The sequence below is a fragment of the Marinoscillum pacificum genome, assembly GCF_024714495.1.
Lineage (GTDB): Bacteria > Bacteroidota > Bacteroidia > Cytophagales > Cyclobacteriaceae > Marinoscillum > Marinoscillum pacificum.
In genome coordinates this window covers 229,676-241,768 of sequence record NZ_JAMZMJ010000006.1, presented here as the reverse complement: position 1 = coordinate 241,768, position 12,093 = coordinate 229,676, and the positions used below count along the sequence as shown (strand labels likewise).

The 12,093-nt window shown below is 40.3% G+C and carries 7 protein-coding genes; all 7 read right to left on the bottom strand.

Translation table 11 applies throughout. The features are described 5' to 3' along the window. Position 1: 1 nt before the first annotated feature. Positions 2 to 694: an OmpA family protein gene (locus NXS00_RS15590; protein WP_258100167.1), complete on the bottom strand. Its 693-nt coding sequence runs from the start codon at positions 692 to 694 to the stop codon at positions 2 to 4. 72 nt (positions 695 to 766) lie between these two features. Continuing rightward, entirely contained in the window at positions 767 to 2,068 is a 1,302-nt protein-coding gene (locus NXS00_RS15585) for a peptidoglycan DD-metalloendopeptidase family protein (RefSeq protein WP_258100166.1), read from the bottom strand. 13 nt (positions 2,069 to 2,081) lie between these two features. Then, positions 2,082 to 4,064, bottom strand: coding sequence for a protein-disulfide reductase DsbD family protein (locus NXS00_RS15580; protein ID WP_258100165.1), 1,983 nt, complete (start codon positions 4,062 to 4,064; stop codon positions 2,082 to 2,084). Positions 4,065 to 4,101: 37 nt separating this feature from the next. Further along, the gene (locus NXS00_RS15575; RefSeq protein ID WP_258100164.1) at positions 4,102 to 5,466 is read right to left on the bottom strand and encodes a dipeptidase; all 1,365 of its coding nucleotides are present in this window, start codon (positions 5,464 to 5,466) and stop codon (positions 4,102 to 4,104) included. 33 nt (positions 5,467 to 5,499) lie between these two features. Then, the gene (locus NXS00_RS15570; RefSeq protein WP_258100163.1) at positions 5,500 to 10,380 is read right to left on the bottom strand and encodes a hypothetical protein; all 4,881 of its coding nucleotides are present in this window, start codon (positions 10,378 to 10,380) and stop codon (positions 5,500 to 5,502) included. A 28-nt stretch (positions 10,381 to 10,408) separates the two neighbouring features. Then, the gene (gene prmA / locus NXS00_RS15565) at positions 10,409 to 11,227 is read right to left on the bottom strand and encodes a 50S ribosomal protein L11 methyltransferase (protein WP_258100162.1); all 819 of its coding nucleotides are present in this window, start codon (positions 11,225 to 11,227) and stop codon (positions 10,409 to 10,411) included. Further along, on the bottom strand, positions 11,227 to 11,988 hold the full coding sequence (gene tpiA, locus NXS00_RS15560) for a triose-phosphate isomerase (RefSeq protein ID WP_258100161.1): 762 nt from the start codon (positions 11,986 to 11,988) through the stop codon (positions 11,227 to 11,229). The genes prmA and tpiA overlap by 1 nt, the downstream gene beginning before the upstream one ends. Positions 11,989 to 12,093 lie beyond the last annotated feature (105 nt).

The window sequence follows — 12,093 nt, the reverse complement described above, 5'->3', positions numbered from 1 at the left end:
ATTATCTTCTCAGTACTCGAACCTCAACACGCCTGTTTCTTGTTTTTGCTTCATCTGTGCGTTCTTGTGTCAAAGGTTGAGTTCCCCCAAATGCTTTAGTGTACAGCCTGTTTTTCTTTATTCCTTTGCCTACCATGTAGTCTTTCACAGCTTCTACCCTGGCTTGTGATAGTGCCATGTTCGCATCTGCATTACCGGCAAAATCGGTATGTCCTTCCAGCTGGATGACCATACCAGGTCGTTCATTGAGATATGCTACTAGCTCATCCAAACTAGCATAAGAAGTTTCTGATATTTGGTCGCTTCCTCTAGCAAAGATTAGATTTTCTAGTGTCATCAACTCCGGCTCCTCCTCAGGAGTAACATAGAAGTTGACATTCTTCTCACCACCTTCTTCGTTATCGCTCGTCACAGTAAACTTTTCTGTGAGCGGTTCAAATCCAGACTGAGCAAATTTAAAATCATATTCTGCTCCTTTAACAAGAAACATCTCAAATTGTCCTTCCGAATTACTCTTTATCATGCCCATATCGTCATAATAAGGAAGCTTTTCGTATAAAAGAGAAACAGAAACGGCCGATGAGTCTTTTGCGCTGAGTGTTTGGCCATAAACACGAACATATTCATCCGAGCCCTGCCCGTATGAAAAAGTACATAATACTACAAGGCATAGCGCGATAGCAATCTTAGGCATGCTTATTTTTTTGGTGACAAGTCTAAATTAACGGAAAATATGCTAATTATTAAAATTCAGCTACGGCGAATCTTAATGATTTAGCGGAATTTGCGCTAATACTGCTTTCTTCTCTTCGTTTTTAGAATGGATATGACGCAATTTGTTGACTACTACGTTCTTAGTGTGCAAATAGTCATTTAGTTTTTTAGGGTCAATTGGCTCTGAAGGCGGTAATTCCACACGCTGGGAATCGACTTGTCTACCGTTTTTCCAGAACCTGAAACAAAGGTGAGGTCCTGTAGCTAAACCAGTACTTCCCACATAACCAATTTCTTGCCCTTGTTTCACTACTGTACCAGGCTTAATACCTCTCTTAATGCTTTGCATATGAAGATATTGAGTGGTGTAATTACTATTGTGTTTGATCTTCACATAGTTGCCATTATACTTTCCATAGGTGGCTTCCACAACAACACCATCTCCTACTGACCAAATTGGCGTACCAGGATTAGCCGCATAATCCGTTCCTAAATGAGCTTTGTATCTTTTCTGAACTGGATGAAAACGTCTAGGACTGTAGCTAGAGCTTATTCTTTTATAAGAAACAGGATCTTTTAAGAATGTTTTTCTCAAGCTATTTCCATTCTCATCGAAGTAATCGGAATCACCACCTTGTTCATAATGAACCGCATAGTACTCTCGACCCCAGTGCTCAAAATATGCGCCAGTCACTTCACCAATTCCAACAACCTGATCACCAACTCTTTGTTCTTCGTAGATAACTTTAAACATATCGCCAGCCTGAATACGTATGAAACTTACTTGCCAAGCGAAAATTTCAACTATTTTATTCTCTAACAGAATACTTCCCCCAGCATCTGATATTGCTTGACTAACATTGGATCCTTCCTCGATTGTTGCGACGAAAGTTTTTTCTTCAGTGATGATTTCTCGTTCTACTTTATGAGCATAAATAGAATCTGCCAGGTTAAATACCACATATTGAGTTGGGTCTGGCTCAAAAATCATTTGACGAGCTCTCTTGCTCGAATCCCTTTCGTGAATAATAGTAAAAGGATAGTTTGCTTTTAAGAGTCTAACATCAAACACGTCTTTGGTTTTATTAGCTAACTCGTAGATCTGCTCATTGCTAATACTAAACTCTGAAAGTATATTGGAAAGACTCTGCCCCCATTTGATCTTACCTTCATAGATGTCAAATGAATCAACAGCTATTCCATATAGTAAAGTAGGTTCAGGCGGCGGGATAAGCGAGGCACTATCAATAGCAGCGACAGCATCTTTCTGTGCCTGTTGGTATTTTTGAGTGAAGAAGTACGTAGCAGCTATAGCCGCTCCAAGTAAGACAATTAAAATTCCCTTTTTCAACATATTCAATAAAACCCTATCTCTTCCGTAAAGCTTGTTTGCCTTTTTCTAAAAACGCTACAAAGTTATCAACATTTAAGTCATAAGCAGTAGGTTCTGTTAAAAGCTCTCCTTCTGGCGACAAAATCACGTAAAATGGCTGTGCGTTGTTATTAAATCTAGTGATTTGATAATCGGCGTTCTGTTTGCCGATTGTTTTCTTCACTTTATTATCATACGAAGAAGTATACCATTTATTCTCTGGTAGCTCCGTTTTATCATCCACATAAAGCGCTAGCAAAATAAAGTCCTGTTGCAAACGACTCAACACTGGCTGTTCGGACCAAACTCTTGCTTCCATTTCTCGACAATTCACACAACCATGACCTGTAAAATCCACGAAAATTGGTTTGTTAGTTGCCTTGGCACACTCTAGCGCCTGCTCATAATCAAAGTAACCTTTTAGTCCATGTGGAAAATGGAGAAAATCATCATAGAGTGGATCTTCGCACTGTTCATTAACCGATGTTACAGGAGCCGTTCCTCCAGAACTTCTGATAGTCTCTACCAGATTGAAATCATGAGTGGACATGGGAGGTAAATAACCAGCCATTGCTTTTAATGGTGCACCAAACAGACCAGGAATCATGTACACCACAAATGTGAATGTGATCATTGATAAAATTAACCTTCCTACTGAAACATTGGAAGCATCACTATCTCCAGGCAATTTGATTTTACCCAATAAGTAGAGACCCAGGAAACTGAAAATGACTATCCAAATGCCCAGGTATATTTCTCTATCTAATAACCCCCAGTGATAAGCCTGGTCAGCTATACTTAGAAACTTGAAAGCAAGAGCTAATTCAACAAATCCTAGAACTACTTTGACTGAATTGAGCCAGCCTCCAGACTTTGGCAAAGAATTTAACCAGTTCGGAAACAAAGCAAATAGCGTAAAAGGAATGGCAAATGCCGCAGAGAAAGCCACCATACCAAGAACCGGTTTTAGAGCCAAACCTCCTGCAGATTCCACAAGAATGCTACCAACAATTGGTCCTGTACAAGAAAAGGAAACTAGCACAAGAGTCATTGCCATGAAAAACACTCCTATCAAACCTCCTTTGTCACCCATCGCATCCACACTATTCACCCATTTGTGGGGCAGTGTGATCTCGAAAAGCCCGAAAAAAGATAGGGCAAAAACGACAAATACGGTAAAGAAGATTAGGTTAGGAATCCAACCTGTTGCTAAATCGTTGGCAGTTTCTGGTCCCATAAATGGAGCCAAGACCAACCCAATTAAAGAGTAAATTAAGATAATCGAAAAGCCATAGAACAAGCTATTGACATATCTCCCTTTCTTGTGATTATCCTTTCCTGTGAAAAAAGTCACGGTCATAGGAATCATTGGAAAAACACATGGTGTCAACAATGCAGCAAGACCGGCCAAAAAGGCCACTAACATAAAAGAAGCTAATGAATAAGCATCCGTTGAGCTTCTTTGCTCTAATAGTCCCTTAGATTCGTCAGTGCTTTTTTTTTCTGATTTTGACCCTCCCTTTGACTGAAAAGTGAAGGTATCGTCAAACAAGATACACTTGCCGTCAATATCTGAACAAACCTGGTAGCTGTACCCGCCTTTGATCACGTAACTCGGGTCCAGAATCTTTACTTTTTGAACAAACTGTGCCTTTTCATAGAAAATACTTACTTCTCCTTCCCAAAGAGAGTCGTATTTCCTTTTGGGGTTGATCGGCTGTGGATCACCAATCAATTCATAGCTTTCATGCGGCTCAAAAGAAAACTCCGTTACTGTCGGTCCAAGATCAGGATCGAAATCATTGGAATAGAGATACCATTTTTGATCAATCTTTACATCATAGATAATAGATATCTCCTGACCTTTCTCTGGTTTTGTTTCCGATAAACTTACTTTCCAGGTTGCCGGCTTAATTATTTGCGCATTGGACGCACCTGCAATAAAAAGTACTAGTAGTAATCCGAGAATTTTTCGCATGAAAGCTATTGATAATGTATAGTCTAAATCTAACGGTTTATCGCTCTAACTCAGAGAAGAACCTATAAAAATGACAAATCGTTTCAATCCCTTTGTAAAAGTTAAACAAACCGTAACTCTCATTTGGAGAGTGGATTGCATCCGAATCTAAACCAAATCCCATCAAAATAGGATCAAGCTCTAATTCCTGTTGGAATAATGCCACAATTGGAATACTTCCTCCTTCACGAGTTGGAATCGGTGTTTTTCCCCAGGATTCTTCAAATGCTTTACTCGCTGCCTGATAGGCTGCTGACTCTGTAGAAATCACTGCAGGCTCACCACCGTGATGCGGAGTAACTTTTACTTTTACTGAATCAGGGGCAATTGCTTTGAAATGCTTTTCGAAAAGCTCCGTGATCTCATCACTTACCTGATGTGGAACCAATCGCATTGAAATTTTTGCGTATGCTTTAGATGGCAATACGGTTTTCGCTCCTTCTCCAATGTATCCTCCCCAGATACCATTTACATCTAATGTCGGACGAATACCTGTTCTCTCAATTGTAGAAAAGCCCGCCTCACCTTTGATATCATCAATTTTTAAATCCTTTTTATACTCATCCAGGTCAAATGGTGCTTTGGCCATTTCAGCACGTTGCTCTTGAGACAACTCCTCCACTTTATCATAAAATCCTGGAATGGTAATCTTGCCGTCAGCATCCTGTAGACTACTGATCATCTGACAAAGCGTATTAATAGGATTGGCAACAGCTCCACCATATACTCCAGAGTGAAGGTCTCTGTTTGGACCTGTTACTTCCACTTCCAAATAGCTCAACCCTCTTAAGCCAACGGTAATGGATGGAGTATCATTGCTAATGATCGATGTATCTGAAATTAAGATAACATCAGCTTTTAATTTCTCCTTATTGCTTTTTACAAAATCCTCCAGATGAGACGAACCAACTTCCTCCTCTCCTTCGATCATGAACTTCGCGTTACATTTCAATGAATCGGTTTCCATCAACGATTGGAATGCCTTAATGTGCATGTACATCTGACCTTTGTCGTCACAAGCACCACGCGCATAAATACGCTCGTCTTTAATTACTGGCTCAAATGGAGGGCTATCCCATAGTTCGTATGGATCTGCAGGCTGTACGTCATAGTGACCATACACCAATACGGTTGGTAATGAAGGGTCAATGATTTTCTCTCCATAGACAATCGGGTGTCCAGGAGTTTCTACAAGTTCAGCATTGGCTCCTGCTGCTTCCAATTTTGACTTTACAAATTCAGCAGCTTGTCGTACATCTCCTTTGAATTTGGAATCTGCACTAACAGATGGTATTCTAAGAAGATCAAGAAGTTCGTTTAAGTAGTTTTCTTTATTTGCTTCGAAATGTTGTATTGGGTCCATGGAGTAATTTTTTCCGCAAATATACAGGACGTATTAGAACCCAAACCCATCGTCCTTATCTTCTTGTATGGTTTCAAAGTTCTCATCCTCTAAATTGACATCCTGAGGAGAGATCAAATCGTAAGGCTCTGTGATTCCGAAATAGGTCTCTCTGAAATTGTTGATAAACGTAAGTGTTTCTGTATCATCACCCAGTACTAAGACCAACTCATCTGCTTTCGCCTTTCCGTAATTAGATTCTGCAGTAATTTCATCATTGAACGCGCTATTGGAGGAGTACATCATCAGGTTATTATTGGAATAGCTTATGAAGTACCAGGTTCCTGGAGCTGGCGTAATGAAGATGTTCAGAATATCATTGTTAGACAGGTCTTTCTTGATTTCAATGAACCCATCCAGCTTGGCATTGATATCTGTACCGTAGATATTGGAAATGGCCAACTTAGTAGTATTGTACCATGCCTGATTCGATTGAGACCACTTCATTTTCACACCGGAGACTACTAGCGATTTGACCAAATTATCTGCTACTTCAAGAAGCGGGCGATAATCTTTCAAACTCCCAGTTTCATATTCTCTTGCCAGCTTATCAGAAGTAAGATTCGCTAATTTGTACAGAAGTGGAAGTGATATGTCATTCGCCAATGGAGGACCCAATCGCTCAACGATATCTGTAAGGTCCTGAGCCATAATCTTCATGTAATCTCCAGAGTTTTTAAACTCAAAGCCAAGGAATGCATCCAATTCATATTCGTTTGATTCTACATTTCCAGTCCCCATGACGGAGGACATTACAGTCACATCTTTTGCAAACTGACCAAAGAAACTCACAGGCCCTTCAAATATCAGGTTCTTGGAGTTGTCATCATAAATCAATGTGTGTCCATCGTAACTCTCACCTAAGGTCTTGGATGGCTTTTCAATGCGATAAGTGAGTGAGGCAGTATCATATTCCAATTGGCCCTTTGCAATAAAAAATGCCTCATCCGTTCCACTTTTCTTTGGTCGTACGAAACTACTGTAAAGACCGCCACGAAGATCATAAAACAATCCTGCTACCGCTTTCTCCTCATTATCAAAATAAGCATTCGTGAAATCGATACTTACAAAAGGATTTCCATCCGTACGCTCATACAATACCCACGAGTCATAAGATGGATCTTGCAAAATCAATTTAACTGACCCATTCAGGTCCAGAGATTTTTTATTGGCATACATTTTAGTTTCACCCTTGTAATAAAACCCTGGCGCTATTTTCAAATTTTCTTTAGCTAAAACCTGGCCACCTGACACGGTCATTATTACCGGCTTTTCATCAACAAAGACATCTTCCAAAACAAATCGATCAAACTTGATGGCGAACGTGTCTATTCCAGTAACTAACTGATATTTCGCAGTACCTATGAAAGCGTTTCGTGAAAGTATCTTAATATCACCATCATAGAGATAATGGTATTCATTCAACGTATCGATAATTACTTCAGCATTCTGGAATTGTTGTAGCTCTGAATTTTCCAAAATGGTTGTTTTATTTCCTTTTGGGATAATTTTCGCATCTGCTACGATGATGTAAGGGATCCCTGTAATTTCTAATTCTTTCGTATTCAGGTCATAGGTCGCCTGTCGAGCGTTAAACGCCAAGGAGTCTAGTTCTTTTCTAGTCGTGTAGAAGTAAGAATTCCTTAAAGGAACATTATCCGGCTTGGTCATTGTTACGGTAGAATCTTCCAAATCCCAAACAGCTCGTGTAATGGAAGTTTTCATTTGGGCGTATGGGAAAGAAATCGCTGCAACCCCTTGCTTCTCAGGTTGCACCACCGCAGTATTAGTAGTTAGGTCAAAGTTCAAACTAATATCATCCCCGGCCATCGCGGGCTTATTCGGGTTATCTGTTAAAACTTCAAAGTCTGCATGGCGTGCACTGTATGAGTACTGCTTAAAGTTCAGATCTTTGGATATTGACTTGGAACCTCTGGTAAGCATGGTACCAATACCATATACACCTCTTGAAGTGATGTTTACGGCACCATCCAAAGTTGCGGTTGCATTGTAGAATTTGAACGGTGAACGTAGGTTTTGCAAGTGCATACTATCGATTCTAGGTTCCCAGTGCATTCGATAAGGTCCCAAAACTGCCTCTGGATAACTCGCTCCATTTATTTCTCCCGGCTTGATTGTACCCCCTCTACCATATGCGGCCACAGAATCTGGATAATAAACAAAGTCATCAGAATAGATCGTAGAGGTAATAAAGTCAATTTTACCTCCTCCTCTCATACCTTGGTTACTCAATCGTATTTTCTCGTAGGTTCGGGCTTCTGTACCGTATAAATTGTAACCTGATGGTGGAATCTGGTGAATAAAACCTAGTGATTGATCCGGTTGCAAACTCAGTGTTTCCTGGAAGGTCGGGAAAATACCACCGGAGTTGAAAGTACCATCAAAGGATATAGTTGCTTCACTATCCAAACTGTCTGAATCGAACGGAGGAATGATGAATTTCACAGATTTGTCATAAGCACCATTTAGTACCTCCACACCATCAAAGTAAACAATAGCCTCAGATTCGGATACAAAGTCTGGATACTGTGATGACGATCTTTTTCCTGACTTATTATCTGGATAATTTAAATACAGTGTTCCAGATGTACCATTTAAGTGGTTCGGTAAGGCGGTTTGTTTTGAAGCACCTTCGGCAATTAATGAATCCGGAGTTTTAAGAGATATTCTGATGGAGTCAATTACAGGCATATTGATTAAAAAGCCCTCATAATCAAATTCATAACTTTTCCCTTTGTATTCAAACTCACCAGCATGGACCATCCCATCCATGAAGATATTGCGGTCCTGTTTCAAAAATATTACTCCGCTATCTGGTTCGGCATACACCTTGAAGTCAGAAGTATAATAGAATCGTTCTACTCCATTGACCATAATATCTGAGGAATCAAGTCTCCAGGTCGCATTCGGTTTTTCAGGCTCGATAGATGGAATCATAATGTTGTCATAATCCACTTTTTCACCAGATGCATCGTGGTATAGGTAGGCTTTGTCTTTTAACTTGACCAAACCAGTTTCATGATTGTATGAAGCAAAACCATATTGCTCCAAAGTCCGCATGCCGCTTTTGACTTGTTTGATATCAACTTTGAAGTAATCTGCGATTTCCTGGTCTACGAAATCACGCGTTCCGAATTTATTGGCGTAGAAAACACTCGTAATTACTGGATGGAAGTTATGACCTACTGCTAGCTTGCTGAAACGGGCATAATTGAAATAATCTTTGGATTCAAATGTTACTGCAATCAAATCTTTACCCTGCATGATGTTGAAATCAATTTCTCCATCATCTAATCGCCAGGTGAAACCCTGAGCATTGATATTGAACTTGAAATAGGTACTATAAAAAGGAGTAACGTTATATTTCTTGGTTCTAATGGCAGTCAATTTTCCTTTAGACCCGTCATAGTACATCTCTACTGACGGATGATAAGTTGAGTCGTTACCGTTGATGATACTCACAGAAGCATTGTCTGCATAAATCATACTGTCTACACGGAATTCAAATTCAACCGCTCTGAAAACAGCTCTTGTTCCCTTTCCATCTAACACCGTCAAAGTACCTTTGTGACGAGAAACTGCAGCTCCGTATAAATCATTTCCTCTTAGCTCTACTCCACCTTTGTATTTAACTCGATTCCCTGGAAGCGTTAATTCGACATTGGCCTCGTTGGACCTAAAAATAGGATACTGACTTAATGTTCCCGGGCGTCTTCTGACACTTTTGAATTCAAAATATCCTTCTACTTGTCCATTAAATAAGGAAGGACTGGTAAGCGTAGCATATGGTGTCCAAAAACCATAATGATCGGCACGTATGTAAAACTGTTTTAAGTTAACGACTGCACCAGGAAAGCTTTTGTTTTGTTGAGGCCAGTTAATCACTGCATTTTCTCCGGCATATACGCGGGTTTTGAGCAAGAACTTGCCATCGGTTTCCTTTATGTTGAAGGAGTCATATTTTGTGGCGATCAACATGCTATTGTTTTGCAAGTCTATGACAGGACCTTCCAGTAATGGGTGTCTATATTTTGCCCTTAGATTGGCCACATAATCCTGGGCTATGGCCGATACAAAATTTCTTTGTTCAACCTCAGGTTCCTGTTCGATTACCTCTCCCGATACATCATAACCCCAGGTATCCTGATCGTCAACCCAATTATCGTCATTGGAACCCCAATCGTCATTGCCCCAATCGTCTCCCCAGTCATCATCATTGCCCCAATCATCGTTACTCCATCCGTCATCAGCAGCAAGAGTCTCGGTTTCCTGAACAATAACTTCTGGTTCTGGCTCAGGCTCAAAGTTTTGTTCTAAATATTGTTGTAGTGGCTCCTCTTCTTCAATCTGAACATAATCATCAAGCAGATTAAAGCTATACGTTCCATTATCCGTTCTAATGATAAGGTTTTTGGTAAGAGTCAAATACCTGCGAGCCATGAATATGTTCATACTCAGCAAATATTTACCATACTCCTCTCCTGTCATGGTTTCTAAAACCTGCTCATTGATCTTCAGCACCTGAGTAACTTGGTCTCTGGTCAGGTGAGCTTGAGCATCGGCGAATGCCAGGTAACTAAAATAATGTCGGAAAGCAGGGTCAAACGGAATGCCTTTGCGATCCATACGCAAAGCAATCTTATGAATCAGGTCCTGATGTTCTGAAGTGAATTTACTGTTCCAGGCAGCATTGAAGTCATAAGCTACTTTTCTAGCTGATTCTGTTCCGAAACTATTCAGTTTGGACATCACCTGACGGTAAAATTCTGCCTTATCTTCAGAAAAAGACCTTTGCGCACTGAGTTGATATCCCAGGCATAAAATCATAGTTGCTAGTAGGCAGAATCGCTTCATCTTATAAATTTAGAGAATTGCTCGCTAATTATTTCTTCTCGAAGACTAACATCGCCCACCTATTTCTTTCTGATTCAGTAGAATAAGTTAATCCTAATGGTTCAGCAGAGGCTCTTAAGTCGGCAATATCTTCCTGATAAAATCCACTAAGAACGAGTATGCCATTTGGTGCCAGACGTTTTTCATAATCCGCCATTTGATCCAATAACACGTTCTTATTGATATTTACCAGCATCACATCAAATTGCTCCGTTTCAGGAATCACTTCTATTCCGCCAAGCTGCAACTTGATATGCTCGCATCCATTTAACGCAAAATTCTCTTCGCTATTTTCTATGCACCAATCATCTATATCTACGGCAGAAATATCTGTGGCGCCTCTAAGGTGTGACATGATTGCCAAAGCCCCCGTACCACAGCCCACGTCAATCACTTTTTTGCCAGTAAAATCAAATCCCAATTCATATTTCAGCACTTGCCAGGTGGTGGCATGATGACCCGTACCAAAAGACATTTTTGGCGTGATGATGATCTCGTAAGGAAATTCAGGTTTTGGTTCATGGAAAGTAGCTCGAACGATACATTGATCACCAACAATCACCGGATCGTAGTTTTTCTCCCATTCGATGTTCCAGTTCACCTTTTCCACTTCGTCTACCTGATATTCCACCTGATAGCGATCTAGCACTTCTTTTACTTCTTCGGCATCATAGCCTTCCTTTTCGCATGATGCGAGAAGACCCGATTCTGTTTCTTCGAATGCATCAAAAGGCAAAAGAGAGAGCTCCGCAATCAGGAACTCTCTCTTTTCTTCGTCACAATTAATTGTGAGTGTAATGAAACTCATTAGAATGATTTAATAATGTCTACAAAATCACGGCTCTTCAAGCTAGCACCACCTACTAGACCTCCATCTACGTCTGGCTGTGCGAACAATTCCTGCGCATTGTCAGGTTTCACACTACCTCCATATAGAATAGAAATGCTATCTGCGGTTTCCTGATCGTATTGCTCAGCGATCAAACCTCTGATATATGCGTGCATCTCTTGCGCTTGATCAGATGAAGCCGTTACTCCAGTACCTATAGCCCAAACTGGCTCATAAGCAATCACTACTTTCAAAATTTCTTCTTTGGATAAACCGAAAAGACCTTTTTCGATTTGCTCCTTATTAACAGCAAAATGCTGCTCAGCCTCTCTAGATTCTAATTTTTCTCCGCAGCAGAAAATTGGCTTCAAGCCACCTTCCAATACTGCTTTCGTTTTAGAAGCAAGCAAAGCATCATCTTCACCATAGATTTCTCTTCTTTCGCTGTGTCCTACCACGATGTAGTCAACACCTGCTGATTTCAACATCTCTACAGAGATCTCACCAGTGAACGCTCCGCTAGCTTTATCGCTACAGTTCTGAGCTCCAACAAATACGTTCTTTGCAGAACCTGCTAGTTGTTTTACGCTTGTGATGTGTACAAATGGAGGAATCAAGATTACCTCTGCATCATTGCTCACCTCATCAGCAGTCATATTGATTACCTCAGACGCTAATATTTTTCCAGCGTCAAGGTCAAGATTCATTTTCCAGTTTCCAGCCGCAATGTTCTTTCTCATTTCTATGCTATTTGTGTTTTAAAATCGTTGTGAAATCCCTGGGTTAGCGATTTATCCGAATCAAAAACGTTGTTTTTCTAAATTCAAAGTCTAATGGGAAAACCA